Annotated in this window: 21 protein-coding genes; 12 read left to right on the top strand and 9 right to left on the bottom strand. The window is 71.3% G+C overall.

Annotated features, from left to right (window positions below):
* Positions 1 to 159: 159 nt before the first annotated feature.
* Positions 160 to 591, top strand: a complete 432-nt coding sequence (locus DK427_RS14690; RefSeq protein ID WP_109951913.1) for a CBS domain-containing protein — start codon at positions 160 to 162, stop codon at positions 589 to 591.
* A gap of 138 nt (positions 592 to 729) precedes the next feature.
* Here the strand turns inward: DK427_RS14690 and DK427_RS14685 are convergent, their stop codons facing one another.
* From DK427_RS14685 to folE, 3 genes are read right to left on the bottom strand one after another with little or no spacing between them, the layout of a single operon-like run.
* Positions 730 to 1,725: a patatin-like phospholipase family protein gene (locus DK427_RS14685; RefSeq protein WP_109951912.1), complete on the bottom strand. Its 996-nt coding sequence runs from the start codon at positions 1,723 to 1,725 to the stop codon at positions 730 to 732.
* Positions 1,722 to 2,144 carry a phosphoribosyl-AMP cyclohydrolase gene (hisI, locus tag DK427_RS14680; protein ID WP_109951911.1) on the bottom strand — a complete coding sequence of 141 codons (423 nt, stop codon included), beginning with the start codon at positions 2,142 to 2,144 and terminating at the stop codon, positions 1,722 to 1,724. The genes DK427_RS14685 and hisI overlap by 4 nt, the downstream gene beginning before the upstream one ends.
* Positions 2,145 to 2,160: 16 nt before the next feature.
* On the bottom strand, positions 2,161 to 2,898 hold the full coding sequence (folE, locus tag DK427_RS14675) for a GTP cyclohydrolase I FolE (protein WP_484194922.1): 738 nt from the start codon (positions 2,896 to 2,898) through the stop codon (positions 2,161 to 2,163).
* A gap of 294 nt (positions 2,899 to 3,192) precedes the next feature.
* Here folE and DK427_RS14670 point away from each other — a divergent pair, with 294 nt between their 5' ends.
* The 3 genes from DK427_RS14670 (at position 3,193) to DK427_RS14660 (ending at position 4,867) form a co-directional block, all read left to right on the top strand.
* On the top strand, positions 3,193 to 3,636 hold the full coding sequence (locus DK427_RS14670; RefSeq protein WP_109954174.1) for an iron-sulfur cluster assembly scaffold protein: 444 nt from the start codon (positions 3,193 to 3,195) through the stop codon (positions 3,634 to 3,636).
* A gap of 16 nt (positions 3,637 to 3,652) precedes the next feature.
* Positions 3,653 to 4,024 carry a membrane protein insertion efficiency factor YidD gene (gene yidD, locus DK427_RS14665; RefSeq protein ID WP_109954173.1) on the top strand — a complete coding sequence of 124 codons (372 nt, stop codon included), beginning with the start codon at positions 3,653 to 3,655 and terminating at the stop codon, positions 4,022 to 4,024.
* A 207-nt stretch (positions 4,025 to 4,231) separates the two neighbouring features.
* Entirely contained in the window at positions 4,232 to 4,867 is a 636-nt protein-coding gene (locus DK427_RS14660) for a transglutaminase-like cysteine peptidase (protein ID WP_109951910.1), read from the top strand.
* Position 4,868: 1 nt separating this feature from the next.
* Here the strand turns inward: DK427_RS14660 and DK427_RS14655 are convergent, their stop codons facing one another.
* On the bottom strand, positions 4,869 to 5,138 hold the full coding sequence (locus DK427_RS14655; protein ID WP_109951909.1) for a hypothetical protein: 270 nt from the start codon (positions 5,136 to 5,138) through the stop codon (positions 4,869 to 4,871).
* 351 nt (positions 5,139 to 5,489) lie between these two features.
* Here DK427_RS14655 and DK427_RS14650 point away from each other — a divergent pair, with 351 nt between their 5' ends.
* Positions 5,490 to 6,191: a transglutaminase-like cysteine peptidase gene (locus DK427_RS14650; protein ID WP_109951908.1), complete on the top strand. Its 702-nt coding sequence runs from the start codon at positions 5,490 to 5,492 to the stop codon at positions 6,189 to 6,191.
* Positions 6,192 to 6,348: 157 nt separating this feature from the next.
* Here the strand turns inward: DK427_RS14650 and DK427_RS14645 are convergent, their stop codons facing one another.
* The 5 genes from DK427_RS14645 to DK427_RS14625 all read right to left on the bottom strand — a co-directional run bounded on the left by DK427_RS14645 (position 6,349) and on the right by DK427_RS14625 (position 10,981).
* A complete protein-coding gene (locus tag DK427_RS14645; protein WP_109951907.1) occupies positions 6,349 to 6,678 on the bottom strand; it encodes a DUF6949 family protein in 330 nt (109 codons plus the stop codon).
* Between the two features lie 100 nt (positions 6,679 to 6,778).
* The gene (locus DK427_RS14640) at positions 6,779 to 6,988 is read right to left on the bottom strand and encodes a DUF3126 family protein (RefSeq protein ID WP_109951906.1); all 210 of its coding nucleotides are present in this window, start codon (positions 6,986 to 6,988) and stop codon (positions 6,779 to 6,781) included.
* 87 nt (positions 6,989 to 7,075) lie between these two features.
* Entirely contained in the window at positions 7,076 to 7,939 is an 864-nt protein-coding gene (gene cysE, locus DK427_RS14635) for a serine O-acetyltransferase (RefSeq protein ID WP_109951905.1), read from the bottom strand.
* A gap of 429 nt (positions 7,940 to 8,368) precedes the next feature.
* A complete protein-coding gene (gene ppx / locus DK427_RS14630; RefSeq protein ID WP_245930573.1) occupies positions 8,369 to 9,892 on the bottom strand; it encodes an exopolyphosphatase in 1,524 nt (507 codons plus the stop codon).
* Between the two features lie 162 nt (positions 9,893 to 10,054).
* The gene (locus DK427_RS14625; protein ID WP_109951904.1) at positions 10,055 to 10,981 is read right to left on the bottom strand and encodes a peptidylprolyl isomerase; all 927 of its coding nucleotides are present in this window, start codon (positions 10,979 to 10,981) and stop codon (positions 10,055 to 10,057) included.
* A 365-nt stretch (positions 10,982 to 11,346) separates the two neighbouring features.
* Between DK427_RS14625 and secA the strand changes: the two genes are divergently transcribed.
* The 7 genes from secA (at position 11,347) to tolA (ending at position 20,372) form a co-directional block, all read left to right on the top strand.
* A complete protein-coding gene (gene secA, locus DK427_RS14620; RefSeq protein WP_109951903.1) occupies positions 11,347 to 14,241 on the top strand; it encodes a preprotein translocase subunit SecA in 2,895 nt (964 codons plus the stop codon).
* Positions 14,242 to 14,456: 215 nt separating this feature from the next.
* Positions 14,457 to 15,128, top strand: a complete 672-nt coding sequence (gene bioD / locus DK427_RS14615; RefSeq protein ID WP_109951902.1) for a dethiobiotin synthase — start codon at positions 14,457 to 14,459, stop codon at positions 15,126 to 15,128.
* Between the two features lie 102 nt (positions 15,129 to 15,230).
* Positions 15,231 to 17,153: a potassium transporter Kup gene (locus DK427_RS14610; protein WP_109951901.1), complete on the top strand. Its 1,923-nt coding sequence runs from the start codon at positions 15,231 to 15,233 to the stop codon at positions 17,151 to 17,153.
* A gap of 72 nt (positions 17,154 to 17,225) precedes the next feature.
* On the top strand, positions 17,226 to 17,669 hold the full coding sequence (gene ybgC / locus DK427_RS14605; RefSeq protein ID WP_109951900.1) for a tol-pal system-associated acyl-CoA thioesterase: 444 nt from the start codon (positions 17,226 to 17,228) through the stop codon (positions 17,667 to 17,669).
* A gap of 175 nt (positions 17,670 to 17,844) precedes the next feature.
* Entirely contained in the window at positions 17,845 to 18,564 is a 720-nt protein-coding gene (gene tolQ / locus DK427_RS14600) for a protein TolQ (RefSeq protein WP_109951899.1), read from the top strand.
* Between the two features lie 32 nt (positions 18,565 to 18,596).
* Positions 18,597 to 19,040, top strand: a complete 444-nt coding sequence (locus tag DK427_RS14595; RefSeq protein WP_109951898.1) for an ExbD/TolR family protein — start codon at positions 18,597 to 18,599, stop codon at positions 19,038 to 19,040.
* 12 nt (positions 19,041 to 19,052) lie between these two features.
* Complete coding sequence (gene tolA, locus DK427_RS14590) at positions 19,053 to 20,372, top strand: cell envelope integrity protein TolA (protein ID WP_109951897.1); 1,320 nt, start codon at positions 19,053 to 19,055, stop codon at positions 20,370 to 20,372.
* Positions 20,373 to 20,384: the final 12 nt, after the last annotated feature.

The raw sequence follows: 20,384 nt of genomic DNA, 5'->3' as shown, positions 1-20,384 counted from the left end.
CCATGCGAAGATCGCAGGGGTTGCCCGCGTCCGGCGCTTGCCATCGGGATACAATCGCCACACACTCGCCTTGATCGGCATGAGAGCCGGGACGAACCCGGCCGGGCCGCAACCAGCGCGCCGCGGGCTGCGGCGTGCTTCTCCAGGCAGGGAGGGGACATGACCGTCGCACGCATCCTCATCGAGAAGGGCTCTTCCGTCGTTACGATCAGCCCGGCGCACACGCTGGACGCCGCGATCCACCTGCTCGCCGAGAAGAGCATCGGTGCGCTCGTGGTGACGGAGGCGGACGGCGCCGTGGCCGGCATCCTTTCCGAGCGCGACATCATGCGGGTGCTGTCCAAGCTCGGCGCCGCGGCACTCGACGAGCCGGTCTCCGCGCACATGACCCGCAAGGTGACCACCTGCGGCCGCAGCACCACCGTCGAGGAGGTGATGCAGACCATGACGGCAGGCCGCTTCCGCCACGTGCCCGTCTGCGAGGACGGCCGGCTCGTCGGCATGATCTCGATCGGCGACGTGGTGAAGCGCCGCATCGCGACCGTCGAGGCCGAGCACCAGGCGCTGCGCGACTACATTACCACGGCCTGATCCCGGGGATCCCGAAGGGCCTCGGGCCCTTCGGCGGGGTTCGGGGCAGAGCCCCGAGCCTCGGCCGCGGATTGGCTTCGCCGACCAGGGCTCCGCCCTGGACCCGCCGAAGGTCTCGGACCTTCGAGATCCGGGACCTCACGCCCTGGCGCTCGCCCCGGCCATCAGCGCGCGCAGGCGGGGGAGCGCGGCGCGGGCCGCCGCCTCGCCGAGCGCGATCCCCTCGGCGGCGCGGTGGAACTCGAACAGGCCCATCCCGGCAAGGTCCGGACCGATGCTGAGATCGGGCGGGTCGCGCTCCAGGCGGGCGCGCGAGATGCGGTCCTGCGTGATGTTGAAGGCGTCGAACATCACCCGGGCGATGCCGGGCGCGGCCGGGACGGGATCGCGCGGCCGGCGGCGGCGCGCCCGCACGGCCCCGAACAGGCTCCAGCGCCGCCGCGCCTCGACGGCGCCCGCCACCGCCCGCTCCACCGGGTCCGCACCCGCGGCCTCGACCACTCGGCCGCGGGCGCCGGACTCGCAGCCGAGGTTGACGCAGACCACGAGGTCCGCCCCCATCGCCCGGGCGAGCGCCACCGGCACCGGGTTGACCAGGGTGCCGTCCATCAGCAGGCGCCCGTCGATATGGACCGGCGGGAAGATCCCCGGCAGAGCGTAGGAGGCCTGCACCGCCTCGATCAGGGGGCCGCGGCTCAGCCAGACCTCGTGGCCGGCGCCGAGTTCGGTCGCGACCGCCGCGAAACGCACCGGCAGGTCCTCGATGCGGCGCGCCTCCAGATCCGCCGCGAGCCGCCGGCGCAGGCGGTCGCCGCCGATCAGGCTCGCTCCCGACAGGCGCAGGTCGAGCAGGCCGACGACCCGGCGCTTCGTCAGCGATCGGGCGAAATCCTCCAGCAAGTGGAGCTTTCCGGCGGCGTAGCAGGCGCCGACCACCGCGCCGATCGAGCAGCCCGCCACCACGCTCGGATGGATGCCGGCTGCCTCGAGCGCCCGGATCACGCCGATATGCGCCCAGCCCCGGGCCGAGCCGCCCCCCAGCGCCAGCCCGAGGCGCGGGCCGCCCGGCGCGGCCCGGCGCGGCTCGACGGCGTCCGGCCCGAAGCCCGGATCCGGCGCCGCGCGGAGGCTCAAGGCTCGGCGGGCCGCAGCATCGCGCGCCCAGCCGTCCGGTCGAGCGAGACGCTGCGGTAGAAGCAGTCGCGGCGCCCGGTGTGGCAGCAGCCGCCGTCGCCGCCGACCGAGACGGTGATCAGCACGGCGTCCTGGTCGCAGTCGGTGCGCATCTCGACGACGCGCTGGATCTGGCCGGAGGTTGCGCCCTTGTGCCAGAGCTCGCCGCGCGAGCGCGACCAGTACCAGGCCTCGCCGGTCTCCAGCGTGCGGGCGAGCGATTCCGCGTTCATGTGCGCGAGCATGAGCACGCGCCCGTCATGCGCGTCGACCGCGATGCAGCTGATCAGCCCGTTCGCGTCGAAGCGCGGCGTGAAGGCGGAGCCCTCCTCGACCTCGTGGCGGCTGCCGGGCGCGTCGAAGGGCGGGGGCGTGGTCATCGGTTCGGCCGCCGCGTCAGCCCTTGCCGCCGCGCACGAGCGTCAGGAAGCGGACCTGCTCGTTCGGGTCGTCCCGGAAGACGCCGCGGAACTGGCTGGTGATGGTCGAGACGCCGGCCTTCTGCACGCCGCGCATCGCCATGCAGAGATGCTCGGCCTCGACCAGCACCGCGACGCCGCGGGGCTTGAGGATGCTCTCGATCACGTCGGCGATCTGGGCCGTCATGGTCTCCTGCGTCTGCAGGCGGCGGGCGAAGGTGTCGACCACCCGGGCGAGCTTCGAGAGGCCCACCACGCCCTTGGTCGGGTAGTAGGCGATGTGGGCGAGCCCCATGAACGGCACCATGTGGTGCTCGCAGTGGGAGTAGAACGGGATGTCGCGCACCAGCACGATGTCGGAGTAGCCCTCGACCTCCTCGAAGACCCGCTCCAGCAGCTCCTCGGCATCGGTGTCGTAGCCGCCGAAGAGCTGGCCGTAGGCCTTCGCCACGCGGGCGGGCGTGTCGCGCAGGCCCTCGCGGTTCGGGTCGTCGCCGGCCCAGCGCAGCAGGGTCCGCACGGCGGCCTCGGCCTCCTCGCGGCTCGGCCGCCCGAGCGCGATGCCCTCGGGGACGCGGGTGGCGGAGGCCGGCTCCGGCGCGATGTCGGGGGCCGCCTCGGCGCGGGGCGCGTTGTCGTTGCGCATCATCGGCAGGGCCCGGCCCTCCTCGGCCTCGACCGAGCGGTAGGACAGGGATTTGAGAGCGGCATCCATGGCATCTCCCGCCCGCGCCACACGGGACTTCATGGTCGTGCTGTCGGGCTTGGCGTACATCGCGACAGGGCGTCCCGGGCCTCGTGTCCGGCACGGGAGGCGGATCCGGCCGGTGCCCGCTGCGATCGAGCGCCCCTGGCCGTGGGCGCGACCCTGGTCGACGGCCGCCTCCTCGCGAAGCGGCGTGTTCACGCCTATATCGTCGTTTCGGCGCCGTCGCGCAACGGACCATCCGATGCGCGGCGTGCGGGGCTGATCCCGATCCCGACGGTCTCCTGCGAGAGCGACGCTTCGATGCTCGACGACATCTACAACCGGCGCATCCTCGAACTCGCCGCCGACATCCCCCGCCTCGGGCGCCTCGACCGGCCGGATGCCAGCGCCACCGCGCACTCGAAGCTCTGCGGCTCGACCGTGACGATTGATCTGGCCCTCGACGCCGAGGACCGCGTGGCCGACTTCGCCCACGAGGTGCGGGCCTGCGCGCTCGGTCAGGCCTCGTCCTCGCTGATGGCGCGCCACGTGGTCGGCGCCTCGGCGGAGGATCTCAGGGCGCTGCGCGAGGCGGTGCGGGCCATGCTGAAGCAGGGCGCGCCCGCGCCGGAGGGGCCGTGGACGGATTTCGCGGTGCTGGAGCCGGTGCGCGACTTCAAGGCCCGCCACGCCTCGACGCTGCTGACCTTCGACGCGGTGGTCGATGCCCTCGACCAGATCGCGGCGAAGCGCCAGGCCGCCTGAGGGGCCGCGCTTGGGCCTGACCCGCCGGGCGGCGCACGTCGCGATCCGCGGCTACCAGCTCACCCTGTCGGGCCTCGTCGGGCGCCAGTGCCGGCACTGGCCGAGCTGCTCCGCCTACACCGATGAGGCGATCGCCCGGCACGGGCTCTGGCCGGGCGGCTGGATGGGCCTCGCCCGGATCTGCCGCTGCGGCCCCTTCGGCACCCACGGCATCGATCTCGTGCCGGAGGCGCCGCCGCCGCGCGCGGCCTGGTACCGCCCCTGGGCCTACGGCCGCTGGCGCGGCACGCTGACCCCGCCGCCGCTCTGCGAGGCGGTGGAGGAGCGGGCCGAGGAGGCCGGTCTGCCTGCCTCTCCCCCGCGCCGCGGGGTTTCCACCTTCCGGTAGGGTTTCCACCTCCCGGTAGGGTTTCCTTGCCCTGAACGCGATCTCAGCAAGTCGCTGTATCCGCGTCAGGCGCGGTTGGGTCTGCGGCGAGGCCGCCTCCCAGGACCCCCGAATCGATAAAATTGCGCGCATCGGCTTCAGCGCGGCGCAGCGGGCGTGGCGGCATCGTGACCCCACGAACGAGGGTGGTGGCCCGGGGTGGTTGCGATGCGCGGCGGATCGGTTCTGAAGGTGCTCGGTGTCGCGGTCGGCCTGTGCGCCGGCCTGCTCGGCGGGGCCGCCGAGGCCGCCGAGGCCGCCCTCCCCCTGCCGGCGATCGAGGCCGGCGCGACTCCGCTCGGCGCGGCCAAGCCGATCGCCGCGTGGGTGACGTTCTGCCAGGCCTACGGGACCGAGTGCGCGGTGGACCGGAACGAGCCGGCCCGGATCAGCCTGACGCCGGCCCTGTGGTCGACGATCGTCGCGGTCAACAAGCGCGTGAACAAGAGCGTGCGGGCGATGACCGACCAGGATCACCTGGGCACGCCCGACCGCTGGGATCTGGCCGAGGACGGCATCGGCGACTGCGAGGACTTCCAGCTCCTCAAGCGCCACCTGCTGGCCGCCGCCGGCCTGCCCAAGCGCGCCATGCGGATGACGGTCGTGATCGACGAGAAGGGCGAGGGCCATGCCGTGCTCACCCTGATCACCGACCGCGGCGACCTCGTGCTCGACAACAAGACCAGCCAGATCCTGCCCTGGCACCGCACCGGCTACGTCTTCGTCAAGCGCGAGAGCCAGGACGCCACAGCGTGGGTCTCCCTCGGCGGCCTTACCTCCCCGGCGATGACCGCCAACCGCTGAATCAGGCCGCCTCGGCGACCATGAGCGGACGCTTCACGGCCTTGAGGCGGACGACGTAGGCCTCGATCCGGCCGACGAAGGCGGCGAGATGCGGCGCCACGCCCCGCAGGCTGGCGAGGTCGCGCAGCAGAATGTCGAGGGCGAGTGCCCGGTCGCCCTCGGTAGGGCAGGACGCCGCGAAGGTATCGACGGCGTACTCGGCGATCCCCTGCGCCCCGTCCCGCCCATCCTCGGCGAGCGCGCGGATCACGTGCTGGATGGCGGGCTGCATCTGCGGTCCTGTTGCTTGCGGCGCTTTGGGCGCTCTGGCCGGGTTCTTGCAAGATGGCCTTTGCAAGGTCGTCTTGCGGTATGGTCTACCGGTCCGGGCGAATCGCCCGGCCGCGGAGCAACGTCTCAAGCCGGCAAACGGGCGCGGAATCAAGCTCTCCCGCGCACGCGCGGCTCACGCATGCCCTTGATGCATGGCAGCAACGTCTCCGCATCGGCGTGCACGCAACACCATTTTTCTTTGGAACCCTGTGACGCCGCGCGCGTTAATTCGTCCTTCACTTTCGGGTTGAGCGCCGTTCGGCGTCATGCAACCTTCATCGCAACGACAAGGGCGGTGGGGGCAGCGGGCATGACGCACGCGGTTGTCCAGGATGTGGCCGAGACGGCGCTGGCTCTGTCCGCCCCGCGCTGGCGCGCGGTCGCGGGGCGGCTCGGTCGGGCCTGTAGCTTCGGTCTCGTCGGCACGATCCTGATGCTCGGGGGCGCCTCAACCCAGGCCGGCACCAAGCCCGCCCTGCCGGAGGACGGGCTCGTCGTCGAGTCGGGCGGCGAGGTGCGCCCCGTCGCGGCCTGGACGGCGATGTGCGCGCGGATGCCGGATGAGTGCGCCGTCGACACGCGCGAGCCGGCCGTGATCCCGCTCAACACGGCCCTGTGGCGGACGCTGACCAGCGTGAACCGCCGGGTCAACGCGCGCATCAAGCCGATCACCGACCAGGCCCACTGGGGCGTGGTCGACCGCTGGGAATACCCGGACGACGGTTTCGGGGATTGCGAGGACTACCAGCTCCTGAAGCGCCGGATGCTGGTGGAGCGCGGCCTGCCCAGGCGGGCGCTGCGCATGACGGTGGTGATCGACGAGATCGGCGAGGGCCACGCGGTGCTGATGGTGCGCACCGACCGCGGCGACTTCATCCTCGACAACAAGACCAACGCGGTCCTGTCCTGGCGCCGCACCGGCTACGCCTACATCAAGCGCGAGGGCCAGGACAGCGAGCGCTGGGTTTCGCTCAACGGCGGTGCCTCGCCGACGGTGACGGCGAACCGCTGAGGTCCTGGATTCCAAAGGTCGAGACCTTTGGCGCGTGCAGGGCAGGGCCCTGTATTTGAACGCTCCCTCCCGGCGGAGCCGGGACGGAGGGTTCAAGCCGGGGCGTTGCCCCGGGACCCCACCGAAGGGTCTCGACCCTTCGGTGGGGTCCCGGAATTCAGACGCCCGCGATCAGGCCGGCGAGCCGCAGCGCGAGGCTGCCCGAGAGCAGGCTCCAGCCGCAGGCGATCATGGTGGCCAGCATCACGAAGGGGATCGGCCGCCCCTCGATCCGGCGCCCGCGCACGGTGTTGCGCAGGATGATGAAGGGTGCGCTGAAGGCCAGCATCGGCAGCGCCGCCGCCGCCGCCACGCCGCCCCGTTCCAGCAGGCTGAAGCTCGCCCGGCGGGCGGTGAACAGCTCGTAGGCGCTGGCGAGCAGCCCCGAGAGGGCGAGGCCGACGCAGAGCGTGCGGATCGATTCGAGGGCGGCGGGCGAGACGACCATGCGCGCGGACTCCTGTACGAGATCGCGCGCACTCTAACCCGGTCGTTTACGAAACGTTAAGCGTTTGTCCGGGCTAGGGTTAACCCGTCAACAGCGGGGCCTACTCGTCGAGGTCGATGTCGAGGATCGGCATGCGGAAGACGAACGAGTCGTCGCCGTCCTCCTTGTCGTCGGCGATCACGCCGATCGATTCCTCGCCGATATAAACTTCCGCCGAGTCGGCGGCCTTCATGGCGACGATGCGGATGTTGTTGTTCGCGAACTTGCGGCGCAGGTAGTCCTGCAGCTTCGCGATCTCGGGCTTGGTCACGCGGTCTCGTCTCCTCTCTCTGACGGGGCGCGGGCTTGCCACGCCGGGGAGCGGGCGGCAAGCGCGGGCTCAGATGCCCTCGGCCATTCAGATGCCCTCGGCCATGTGGATGAACTGGTCCATGCTGACGAGCTGGTCCATGGCCCGTGCGGGTTCGGCGCAGCCCGCCGTGCCGACGACGCGGGCGGGCACGCCAACGACCGTGGTGTTCGGCGGCACCGGCCGCAGCACCACGGAGCCGGCGGCCACGCGCGCGCAGGCCCCCACCTCGATGTTGCCGAGGATCTTGGCGCCCGCGCCGATCATCACGCCGCGGCGGATCTTCGGGTGGCGGTCGGCCCCCTGCTTGCCGGTGCCGCCGAGCGTGACGGCGTGCAGGATCGAGACGTCGTCCTCGATCACCGCGGTCGAGCCGACCACGAGGCCCGTGGCGTGGTCGAGGAAGATGCCCCGCCCGATCCGCGCCGCCGGGTGAATGTCGCACTGGAACACCTCCGACGACCGGCTCTGCATGTAGAGCGCGAGGTCGCGCCGCCCGGCGGTCCAGTAATGGTGCGCGAGGCGGTGCGCCTGGATGGCGTGGAAGCCCTTGAAGTAGAGCACCGGCTCGATCGCCCGGAAGGTCGCGGGGTCGCGGTCCATCACCGCGACGATGTCGGCCCGGAAGGCCTCGCCGATGCGCGGATCCTCGCGCAGAGCCTCGTAGAAGCCGTGCGCCACGAGCTCGGCCGGCAGCGCCGGATGCCCGAGCCGGTGGGCGACCCGGTGGGCGACAGCGCCCTCCAGGCTCTCGTGGTTCAGGATGTTGGCCACCATGAAGGAGGCGAGCTGCGGCTCCTCGCGCAGCACGGCCTCGGCCTCGGCGCGCAGGCGCGACCAGACCGGATCGCAGACCGCGAGCGTCTCGTCGTGGCCGTGGGCGGCGTGACTGACGGCGGGGCTTGCGCTCATGCTTCTCTCCTCGAACGCGGGTCTCCCGGGGCGCGGCGGCGCGCCCGTGGGGCGAGCGGCGTGCCTTCTCCGGTCCGCCGCGACGCAGCGCGCTCCGGGGAAGGATCCTACCCGATAACGACCGCCGACGAAGTCCCGATCCTGCGGCATCAGGGTTGCGCAGGCACAGGTCCTCCCGGGGCGCGGCGTTGTGCTGTGCGGCAGAGCGTGGGGCCGGGGCCGGTCCCGATCAAGATCCCTGGGGTGGTGCGCCGTGACGAAGAGGCTCGGCAGAAACGGGTCATGCCGCCGCACGGCGGCGTGAGGCTCGTCCGCCCGAGGCCGGGGGCCTTCGGGCGGGGCCGATTCGATCCGTGCGCGTCCTCGCATCGGCCGACCCGCGGCGAGACCAATCCGGTCGATCATCCCGCCGAGGAAGAGCGTGTCCCCCTACCCCACTAGCTCGATCCGCCCCTCCCGGCCGATCAGCCGGGCGAGGCCGCGCACACGGTTGAGCAGCCGGTCGCTGCCCAGAGCCTCGACATCCGCGGGCAGGTGAAGCGTCACGGTCCGGTCCGCGACCGCGAGCGGCGCCCGCCCCAGCACGCCACCCATCCCGGCCGAGAGCGGGAAGGCCACCCGCAGCAGAGCGCCGAGGAGCCGCGCCCGCTCGAACAGGCGCGGGCCGGCGAGCGCCCGCAGCACCGGGCTCGCCTTCTCGGGCGCGACTCCGTCGTGCCGCAGCGCCACCGCCAGCGCCAGATAGGCCCGGCCCGGATGGTCGATGCCCGTGAAGGCGCCGTTCTGGATCAGCGCGATGCTCTGCTCGCCCCGGTAGTCGGGATGAGCCCGCCAGGCGAGGTCGGAGAGCAGGCAGGCGGCGTGGCGCAGGCGGCGCTCGTCGAGGGTCTCGGGCCCGTCGAGGCTCTCCACGAAGCGGTCGGTCCAGCCGATCAGGTCCTCGGCGTGGGCGGGCGAGCGGGCGCGCAGCGCGTTCAGCTCGCCCGCCGCGGCGATGAGCGCGTCCACCGCCCGCGCGTCGCGGTCGAGCTGCTCGTAGAGCAGCCCCTCGCGCACGCCGGTCGCCGAGATCGCGATCTCCCGCGGGCGCCCGACCCGGATGACCTCCTCCAGCACCACGGCGCCGTAGGCGAGCAGCGGCCGGCGCGCCTCCGAGATCGCCTCGACGTCCTGGAGCTGGGAGGCGTCGGACTGCTCGACCACCTGCAGGAAGCTCAGCTCGTCCGAGGGCTCGACCGTGTAGCCGTGCATGACGTGGAGCGGGTACTGGCGCGCGGCCATGTGCAGGCGGGCGAGCGCCCGCCACGTGCCGCCCACCGCGTAGAAGGTCCGGCCCTTCAGCGTCTCCAGCTGCGGCGCGGCCTTGCGCATGTGCTCGCGCACGAGCTTGGCCGCCTTCTTGAGCGAGCCGCCCGAGAGATCCTGCAGGGCGAGGCCGCCGAGCGGCATCGTCACCCCCTGCCCCACCACGGCGCCGCGCACGTCCACGAGTTCGAGCGAGCCGCCTCCGAGATCGCCCACCACGCCGTCCGGCGCGTTGAAGCCCGAGATCACGCCGAGTGCCGAGAGCTCGGCCTCGCGCCGCCCGGAGAGGAGCTGGATCTCGGTTCCGCAGGCCGCCCGCGCCGCCTCCAGGAAGTCGGGGCCGTTCTCGGCGTCGCGCGCGGCGGCGGTGGCCAGCACGTGCAGGCGCGTGACGCCCATCGTGTCGCAGAGCACCCGGAAGCGGGCGAGCGCCGCGAGCGCGCGCCGGACAGCCTCCTCGTTGAGCCGGCCCGTGGTGAGCACGTTGCGGCCCAGGCCGCACAGGACCTTCTCGTTGTAGATCGGCGTCGGCGCGCGGCCGAGCCGGTCGTAGGCGACGAGGCGGACCGAGTTCGAGCCGATATCGATGATCGCGACGGGGTCCAGCCGGTCGCCCGCCGCGGGGGAGGTGGCAGGATGAAGATCCAAATCCGCCGATCCTTGTCGTCGCCCGCCCCACCGGCGCGGCCCGGGGCCCCTAGCTAGAGGCAAAACGCGGCGCGTGGAACCGGAGGCGGGCTGCGGCGCGGGGTTTTCCCCGCGCGGCCGAGCAGCCCGGGGCCCGGAGAGTGGGGCCCCGGGCAACCCGCCCTACGGCTTCTTCGGCTCCGCGGCCTCCGGCTTCTGCTCGCTCGGCGAGGGCGGAGCCGCGGCGGTGCGCTCGATCTTCGCCTCCTGGCGCAGCTTCAGGATCAGGTCCTGCTGCGCCTTGCGGATCAGGTGCTGGTCGATCTGCTCCTTCAACTCGTCGAAGGTCGGCAGCGGCTTCACCCGCTTCTCCTCGACCTTGATGACGTGCCAGCCGAACTGGGTCTTGATCGGGTCCGAGACCTGGCCGACCGGCAGCTTGAAGGCGGCGTCGGCGAACTCCTTCACCATCCGCTCCTTGGTGAACCAGCCGAGGTCGCCCCCTTCCGTCTTCGAGCCCGGGTCCTTCGAGGTCTCGGCCGCGACCTTGCCGAAATCCTCGCCGCCCTTGATCCGCGCGGCGATCTTCTTCGCCTCGGCCTCGTTGTCCACGAGGATGTGGCGGGCGTGCACCTCCTCCTCGGGCTTCATCAGCTTCACGCTCTGGTCGTAGACCGCGCGCGCCGCCTCGGGCGTCGCCGCCTTCCTGGCCTCGCGCTCGAGGTACTCGTCGAGCAGCAGCTTGTCGCGGAAGTAATTGAGCTTGCGCTTGAAGTCCGGGGTCTCGGCGACCTTGGCTGCCTCGGCCGCCTGGGCGCCGACCTTCAGGTCCACGAGGTAGTCGACCAGCAGGCCCTGCTTCTGCGCATCGTCCACGCCCGGCAGCGACAGGGCCGGGTCGTCGGAGGCCACGGCGAGGTCGCCGCCCGTGATCGGCTGGCCGTTCACCTTGGCCACCACCGTGTCGGGCGCGATCGGCGCGGGAGCCGGGGTCTCGGCGGCCTTCGCCTCGGGTGCCTTGCCGGCCGGGGCCTGCGCCGCGGCGAGCCCCGGCAGCGCGAGGGCGAGCGCGAGGGCGCTGGCGCGCCAGAGATGGGTCGGCTTCGTCATGGCGTCGGAATTCCTCGGCGTGCGCCTGGAACCAGGCATTGGCGGCCGCGCTCGCCGCGGGGGACTGAGTCCCGGAACGGCTTGCTGAGAGGTGCGAAGCGCGGCTTTCGGCGACACAGGTGGCTTGACCCCGCGCCGAACGCAAGCGTTGCGGCAGATCAGTCCTGACGCCGAACACCCGATCGTGAGGACTGCCCTCGGATCGTCGGCGGCCGCAGGCGTGGAGACCGCGAAATCGCCCGCCTGTGGGCGCCGCCTCTTTCAGGTGCGCACCCCGATGTTTACCTCTATAAGCCCGGCCAACTCAGCCAAGACCGGCCCGTGGCGGCACGCCGCCCGCGGGCTCGCGCGTCCGTAGGTTCACGATGCTAGGCAATCTCGCCAAGAAGATTTTCGGCTCCTCGAACGACCGTCGCGTCAAGGGCTACCGCCCGCGCGTCGCGGCGATCAACGCGCTGGAGCCCGAGCTTCAGGCGCTCTCGGACGAGGCCCTGCGCGCGCGCACCGACATGCTGAAGGCGGAACTCGCCAACGGCAAGACCCTCGACGACATCCTCGTGCCCGCCTTCGCCACGGTGCGCGAGGCCGCCAAGCGCGTGCTCGGCCAGCGCCACTTCGACGTGCAGCTCATCGGCGGCATGGTGCTGCACGAGGGCGGCATCGCCGAGATGCGCACCGGCGAGGGCAAGACCCTGGTGGCGACGCTCCCCGTCTACCTCAACGCGCTCTCGGAGAAGGGCGTCCACGTCGTCACGGTCAACGACTACCTCGCCTCGCGCGACGCCGAGTGGATGGGCCGGGTCTACCGCTTCCTGGGGCTGACCGTCGGCACCATCGTGCACGGGCTCGACGACGAGCAGCGCAAGGCGAGCTACGCCTGCGATATCACGTACGGCACCAACAACGAGTACGGGTTCGATTATCTCCGCGACAACATGAAGTACGAGATGTCCCAGCTGACCCAGCGGGGGCACAACTTCGCCATCGTGGACGAGGTCGACTCGATCCTCATCGACGAGGCGCGCACGCCGCTGATCATCTCCGGCCCCGTGGACGACCGCTCGGAACTCTACGTCGCGGTCGACGCGATCATGCCGCGGCTGGAGAAGTCCTACTACGACCTCGACGAGAAGCAGCGCACCGTCTCGCTGACCGAGGAAGGCAACGAGTTCATCGAGGAGGCCATGCGCGAGGCCGGCATCCTCCGGGAGGGCGACCTCTACGACGCTCACAACGTTTCCCTCGTCCACCACGTCAACCAGGCGCTGCGCGCCCACACCCTGTTCACGCGCGACAAGGACTACATCGTCCGCAACGACGAGGTGGTGATCATCGACGAGTTCACCGGCCGCATGATGCAGGGCCGGCGCTACTCGGAAGGGCTCCATCAGGCGCTGGAGGCCAAGGAGCGGGTGACGATCCAGCCCGAGAACCAGACGCTCGCCTCGATCACCTTCCAGAACTACTTCCGCCTCTACAAGAAGCTCGCCGGCATGACCGGCACGGCCTCGACCGAGGCGGACGAGTTCGCCGAGATCTACAAGCTCGAAGTGGTCGACATCCCGACCAACAAGGAGGTCGAGCGCGTCGACGAGGACGATCAGGTCTACCGCACCGTCGAGGAGAAGTACGAGGCGATCATCGAGGAGATCGACCGGGCCCATTCCCGGCTGCAGCCCGTTCTCGTCGGCACCGGCTCGATCGAGAAGTCCGAGTACCTCGCCGACCTGCTGCGCAAGCACGGCTACAAGGCGCTGGACTATTCCGACCCGAACGCGCTGACCGACGTCTACGCCGCCGCCCGCGAGGGCCGGGTGACCAAGCGCTTCGCGGTGCTGAACGCCCGCTTCCACGAGCAGGAGGCCTACATCGTGGCCGAGGCCGGCGTGCCGGGTGCCATCACCATCGCCACCAACATGGCCGGCCGCGGCACCGACATCAAACTCGGCGGCAACGTCGAGATGCGCGTCGAGAAGGAACTCGCCGGCATGGCCGAGGGGCCCGAGCGCGACGCGGCGATCGAGGCGATCAAGGCCGAGATCGCCGAGAACCGCGCCAAGGTGCTGGCGACCGGCGAGCCGGCCGACCCGGCGGCCGGCCGCAAGAAGGACCTGCCCGGCGGCCTCTACATCATCGGCACCGAGCGCCACGAGTCGCGGCGCATCGACAACCAGCTGCGCGGCCGCTCCGGCCGGCAGGGCGATCCCGGCCGCTCGAAGTTCTACCTCTCGTTGCAGGACGACCTGATGCGGATCTTCGGGTCCGACCGCATGGACGGGATGCTGCAGAAGCTCGGCCTGGAGAAGGGCGAGGCCATCATCCATCCCTGGATCAACAAGGCCATCGAGAAGGCGCAGCAGAAGGTCGAGGCGCGCAACTTCGACATGCGCAAGAACGTGCTCAAGTACGACAACGTGATGAACGACCAGCGCAAGGTCGTCTTCGAGCAGCGCCGCGACTTCATGGGCCAGGAGAGCGTGCGCGAGACCGTCGACGACATGCGCCACGGCGTGATCGACGACCTCGTGGCGAGCCACATCCCCGAGAACGCCTACGCGGAGCAGTGGGACGTCGCGGGCCTGCGCCAGCGCGTCTCCGAGGTGCTGAACCTCGACCTGCCGGTTGAGGAGTGGGCGAAGGAAGAGGGCATCGCCGACGAGGAGATCCGCGAGCGCCTGCGCAAGCACGCCGACGAGGCCTACGCCGAGCGCGCCGAGAAGAACGGCGCGGAGGTCACCGCCTATATCGAGAAGCAGGTGCTGCTCCAGACCCTCGACCACCTCTGGCGCGAGCACCTCGTGACGCTCGACCACCTGCGGCAGGTGATCGGCTGGCGCGGTTTCGCCCAGCGCGACCCGCTGAACGAGTACAAGTCCGAGGCCTTCGATCTCTTCAACAGCCTCGTGGCCAGCTTGCGCGAGCAGGTGACCGGCCAGCTCTCCCGCGTCGAGATCATGTTCCAGGAGCCGGACCAGGCCGGGGCTCAGCCCTTCCCGGGCGAGGCGCCGAGCCTGCCGCCGATGTTCGCCCAGCACCTCGACCCGGTGACCGGCGAGAACGAGTTCGGCCGCGGCTCCGGTAGCGACGGCGGCGCGGGCCCGGCGCTCGGCTTTGCGGCGCAAGGCCTTGCGGCGGACGGCGCCGTGCTGGAGCGCGACCCCGCCGATCCGGCCACCTGGGGCCGCGTCGGCCGCAACGAGGCCTGCCCCTGCGGCTCGGGCAAGAAGTACAAGCACTGCCACGGCAGCTATCAGGTCTGACGTTGCGCGACTTCCCTCCCCCCTCTGCGGGGGAGGGTGGCCCGCGAAGCGGGTCGGGTGAGGGGAACCCGGTGTCAGGTGCCGTCGCGGCGGCGATGCCAAGCATCGTCCTGAAGCGTCGTCCCCTCTCCCGCCTCACTGCGTTCGGCACCCTCCCCCGCAAAGGGGGGAGGGAGAGCGGCACGCGCCGCGCCTCCGATCAAGACACTCACCCCATGCCCGCCCTGTTCATCGCCGGTGCCGGCACCGAGATCGGCAAGACCTACGTCACCGCCGCCCTCACCCGGCAGCTGATCGCGGATGGCCGCCGGGTCCGCACCCTGAAGCCGCTGGCGAGCGGCGTCCCGCCCCTCGACGACCCGGCCTTCGCCGCGAGCGACACCGCCCGGCTGCTGGACGCCCAGGGCCTCGCGCCGACGCCGGAGGCCGTCGAGTCCTGCTCGCCCTGGCGCTACGCCGCGCCGCTCGCGCCCGATCAGGCGGCGGCGCTCGAGGGCCGTACCCTGGCGCTCTCCGACCTCGTCGCTTGGTGCCGCGCCGAGATCGCCCGCGCCGAGGACGTTCTGATCATCGAGGGCGTCGGCGGCCTGATGAGCCCGGTCACGGCGGACGCCACCGGGCTCGACTGGCTGCGGGCGCTCGCGATCCCGGCGCTCCTCGTCTCCGGCAGCTATCTCGGCGCGATCAGCCACGCGCTCACCGCCAGCGAGACCCTCCGCTTCCACGCCGTGGCGCTGCGGGCGGTCGCGGTGAGCGAGAGCCCTGGCGCGCCGACGCCGCCGGAGACTGTCGCGGCGGCGATCCGGCCGCGGGTCGCGGCGCCGGTCTTCTGCCTCGGTCGCGGAGAGCCCTGCCCCGGAGGCCTCGTGGCCGCGGCGGCCGCGTGACAGGCCGCCAAGCTTTTGGCCGGCCCGTGGGACCGCGGAGCCCGGTCGCGCGTTGTAGCGCCCGACAGACCCGGATCGGGTCGCGCCTGCCCGGAGCCGACAGTGAGCCAGAGCGAGGTCCGCGCGGGTTGCGAGGCCGGTGACGGCGGCGGCCGGCTGAAGCCCGCCCTTCTGCTCGGTGCGCTCGGCGTCGTCTACGGCGATATCGGCACGAGCCCGCTCTACGCCTTCAAGGAAGCGGTGCGGGCGGCCAATCCCGGCGCCCACAGCGCCGATCCGGCCGCGGTGACGGGCGCCGTCTCGCTGATCCTCTGGGCCCTGATCCTGATCGTCTCGATCAAGTACGCGGTGCTGATCCTGCGGGCCGACAATAACGGCGAGGGCGGCATCGTGGCGATGCTGGCGCTGCTCGGCGCCCGCCACGCCAAACCCGGCTCCTGGCAGGCGCTGCTGCTCGTGATCGGCCTCGTCGGCGCCGCCCTCCTCTACGGGGACGGCGCGATCACCCCCGCGATCTCGGTCCTCTCGGCGGTGGAGGGCCTGAAGGTCGATGCCCCCGCCCTGGGGCGCTTCGTCGTGCCGATCACCCTGGCGATCCTCGTTGCCCTGTTCCTCGTGCAGAGCAAGGGCGTCGCCTTCATCGGCCGGATGTTCGGACCGGTGATGCTGGTCTGGTTCTGCGTGCTCGTCCTGCTCGGCCTCGGCGGCATCTGGCACCGGCCCGAGATCCTCGCCGCGGCCAATCCGCTGAAGGCGGTGGAGTTCATGGGCCATGCCGGCTGGGGCGTGAGCTTCGCGATGCTGGGCGCCGCCTTCCTGGCGGTCACCGGCGGCGAGGCGATGTACGCCGATCTCGGCCATTTCGGCGCCGGGCCGATCCGGATCTCGTGGTTCGCCCTCGTGCTGCCGGCCCTCGTGATCAACTATCTGGGCCAGGGCGCGGGGCTGCTGCTGGAGCCGGACGCGATCGAGAACCCGTTCTACCGCCTCGCCCCGGACTGGGCGCACTACCCGCTGATCGGGCTCGCGACGCTCGCCACCGTGATCGCCTCGCAGGCGATCATCTCCGGGGTCTTCTCGCTCACCCAGCAATCGATCCAGCTCGGCTTCCTGCCCGCGATGCGCATCGTCCAGACGGCCTCCGACGAGCGCGGGCAGATCTACGTGCCGGCGGTGAACTGGCTGCTCGCCGCGGCCACGCTGACGGCGGTCGTGGTGTTCGAGACCTCGGACGCGCTGGCCGGCGCCTACGGCATCGCGGTCTCGCTGCTGATGGCGATCACCACGATCCTGGCCGCGCTCATCGCGCACCGATGGGGCTACGCGCTGCCTGCCATCCTCGCCGTCAACGGATTCTTCCTGCTGATCGACCTCGTTTTCTTAAGCGCCAACAGCGTGAAGCTGTTCGAGGGCGGCTGGTTTCCGCTGGTGCTGGCCGGCTTCGTCGCGCTGATGATGCTGACCTGGCGGCGCGGCAACCAGCTCATCGAGGAGGCGCGCGCCGCGATGCGCCAGCCCGAATCCGCCTTCCTGGCGAACATGCAGCACCGGGACATCGTCCGCCTGCCCGGCACCGGGGCCTTCCTGTCGGCCGCGACCCACGGCATCCCGCTGCACCTCTCGCGCTTCGTCGAGCGCAGCCACGCGCTGCATCGGCGCGTCGTCATCGTCACCGCGCTCTACGAGGAGACGCCGACGGTGCCGGAGGCCGAGCGCGCGCACGCCACCCTGCTGGCGCCGGACTTCTACCGGCTGACCCTGCGCTACGGCTTCATGGAGGACGCCTCGATCCCCGAGGGCCTGCGCTGCGCGGTCGAGCACCGGCACCTCCCGGCCGCGATCCTCGACGACATGACGGTCTTCATCGGGCACGAGACAGTCATCCCGAAGAGCGACGACCGCGGCATGATGCCGTGGCGGGAGAACCTGTTCGCCTTCATGCAGCGCAACGCCGAGCGCACCGGCGCCTATTTCTGCGTGCCGACCCGGCAGGTGGTCGAGGTAGGCACCGAGATCGAGATCTGAGGGCGTCCTCCAACCCTCGCCATCGGCCGCCCGAGTCGTTAGAAGCCCGCGTCTCCCGAGACTTGGGCATCCATGGATCCGACGACACGCGCCGACGCGCACCGGCTGCCGGTGCGGGTCTACTACGAGGACACCGACTTCTCGGGCTTCGTCTACCACGCGAGCTACCTGCGCTTCATGGAGCGCGGCCGTACCGAGCTGCTGCGGGATCTGGCTGGCGACCAGTCCGACCTCCACCGCGACGCGGACGGGCTCGTCTTCGTGGTGCGCCGCATGGAGATCGACTACCTCAAGCCCGCCCGCATGGACGACGCGCTGACCATCGTCACCGCGACGCGGGAGCTGCGCGGCGCCTCGATGCACCTCTCCCAGGCCGTGATGCGGGGCGAGGAGGCCCTGGTGCGCGCCGAGGTGGTGGTGGCCTGCGTGCGCGGCGGCCGGGCCATTCGCCTGCCCGAGCGGTTGCGGCAGAGGCTCGCGCCGGAAGGGGCGCCCGCGGCAGATACCAATTCTTAACCCTGCCAGGGCCTTAACTCGTCCGCATGCATTCCCGCGGAGCGGCCTGCCCCGCGCGGCCCTAACTTCGACACGTTCGGCGGCGATTGCCGTTGATATCGTTCGACGATTTGGCCCGAGCGCGAGCCTTGCCCGCTTCGGTACGGGCGCGCCCCGGGCACCGAGGAACAGGTCCATGAATCCAGCCGACGCCATGGCGGTCCACGCACCGGTCGCCGATATGAGCCTGCTCGGCCTGTTCCTGCAGGCCCACTTCGTCGTGAAGATCGTGATGGTGGGCCTGCTCGCCGCCTCGGTCTGGTGCTGGGCGATCATCGTCGACAAGACCCTGCTGTTCCGCCGCACCCGCGCCGAGATGGATTCCTTCGAGGACGCGTTCTGGTCCGGCCGCTCGCTGGAGGAGCTGTTCCGCTCGTTCAACGACCGTCCGGCCACCGGCCTCGCCGCCGTGTTCGTCGCCGCCATGCGCGAGTGGAAGCGCTCCTTCGAGGGCTCGGGCCGGCAGATCCAGTCGCTGAGCCAGCGCATCGACAAGACCCTCGACGTCACCATCCAGCGCGAGGTCGAGCGCCTCGAGTCGCGCCTCCTCTTCCTCGCCTCGATCGGCTCGGCCGGCCCCTATATCGGCCTGTTCGGCACGGTCTGGGGCATCATGACCGCCTTCACGTCGATCGCGGCCTCCAAGAACACCTCGCTCGCGGTCGTGGCGCCGGGCATCGCCGAGGCGCTCTTCGCCACCGCGATCGGCCTGTTCGCGGCCATTCCCGCGGTGCTCGCCTACAACAAGCTCCAGGCCGAGGTGGCCAAGGCCCAGTCGCGGCTGGAGGGTTTCGCCGACGAGTTCTCGGCGATCCTCTCCCGCCAGATCGACGAGCGCCTCTCGCTCGCCGCCTAACCCGGCGAACCTGACCCGGAAGGACCTGATCCATGGGCATGGCAGCGGGCGGCAAGGGCGGCACACGTCGGCGGCGCGGCGGGCGGCGCGCCGGTGCGATCAACGAGATCAACATGACGCCGTTCATCGACGTCGTACTGGTGCTGCTGATCATCTTCATGGTGGCAGCCCCGATGATGACGGTCGGCGTGCCGCTGGACCTGCCGCAGTCGAAGGCGGCGCCGCTCAACTCCGACACCAAGCCCATCACACTGTCGATCCGCCAGACCGGTCAGGTCTTCCTCGGCGAGGACGAACTCTCCGACGACACGATCGTGCCCAAGCTCACCGAGGCTTCGAAATCCGGCACCGAGGAGCGGGTCTTCGTGCGCGGCGACAAGCGCGTCGATTACGGCCGCGTCGCCCAGGTGATGGCGATCGTCACCGGCGGGGGCTTCCGCAAGGTCGCCCTCGTCACCGAGCCCGACCAGAGATAGCGGGGCGCCAGCGTGGCACTCAAGCTCGACCGCAGGGAACCGGGGGTCTGGATCTCGGTGGGGACCCACGTCGCCGTGGTGGCCGCCGCGATCATCGGCATCTCGGCCCCGGCGCTTCCCGAGGCGCAGGAGGGCGTGCCCGTCGAGGTGATCACCGAGAACCAGTTCTCGGAGCTGACCAAGGGCGAGCGCAACGCCGAGAAGCCGCTCTCCGACGCCAAGCCCCGGGCCGACCGCAAGGCGGAGACGTTCGAGGAGCGCGAGCCGGAGAACGCGAAGGTCGACTCGCCGACCGCGCCCACCCGCACCGCCGACATGAAGGTCGCCAACGCCGACGCGATGGCGCTGCGCATGAGCGAGCCGGACCCGGCCGAGGAGAAGGCCAAGGCGGAGGCGAAGGCCGCGGCGGAGAAGGCCGCCGCGGAGAAGGCCGAGGCCGCCAGGGCCGCCAAGGCCGCGGCGGCGGAGAAGGCCGCGGCCGAGAAGGCGGCCGCCGCCAAGGCGGAGGCCAAGGCGAAGGCCGAGGCCGCCAAGGCGGAAGCGGAGAAGCGCGAGGAACTCGCCAAGCTGATCGAGCGCGAGGAAGCGGAGGCCGCGGCCGAAGCGAAGGCCAAGGCCGCCGCCAAGGCGAAGGCGGATGCCGCCGCCAAGGCCAAGGCCGAGGCCGCCGCGAAGGCCGAGGCCGAGCGCAAGGAAGCCGAGCGCCAGAAGGAGATCGCCGAGGCGAAGGCCGAGGCCGAGCGCGAGAAAGCGGAGGCGGCCGCCAAGGCGAAGGCGGAGGCCGCCGCCAAAGCCGAGGCCGCCGCCAAGGCCGCCAAGGCCAAGGCGATGGCCGACGCGAAGGCCAAGGCGGATGCCGAGGCCAAGGCGCGCAAGCAGGCGGAACTGGCCGACAAGTTCAACGCCGGCGACATCAAGTCCCTGCTCGCCTCGAAATCGCCCTCGCAATCGACCGGCGCGACGGGACGCGACGTGCAGCGCGTCGCCTCGCTGGGTGCGGCCACGGGCACCTCGCAGAAGCTCTCGCCCTCGATGCGCGACGCGCTCGTCGGCATGCTCCAGCAGCAGATCGAGCGCTGCTACTCGGCGCCCCCCGGCGCCTCGCAGGGCGTGATCCTGCCGGTGCTCGACATCCGGTTGAACCCGGACGGGACGCTCGGCGCCGAGCCGCGGGTGATGCGCTCGGGCCAGAACGCGACCGACCAGTCGATCGCCTCGGCGGCGCTCCGGGCGGTGCGGCGCTGCGCGCCCTACAAGATCCCGGCCCAGTACGCGCCCTACTACAACGACTGGAAAGCCATCAACGCGGAGTTCGAGTTCACGGCGACCTGACGCCCGCGACCC

Origin of the sequence: Methylobacterium radiodurans (assembly GCF_003173735.1) — a bacterium.
GTDB classification, from domain to species: domain Bacteria; phylum Pseudomonadota; class Alphaproteobacteria; order Rhizobiales; family Beijerinckiaceae; genus Methylobacterium; species Methylobacterium radiodurans.
This window is presented reverse-complemented; position numbering and strand designations above follow the sequence as displayed.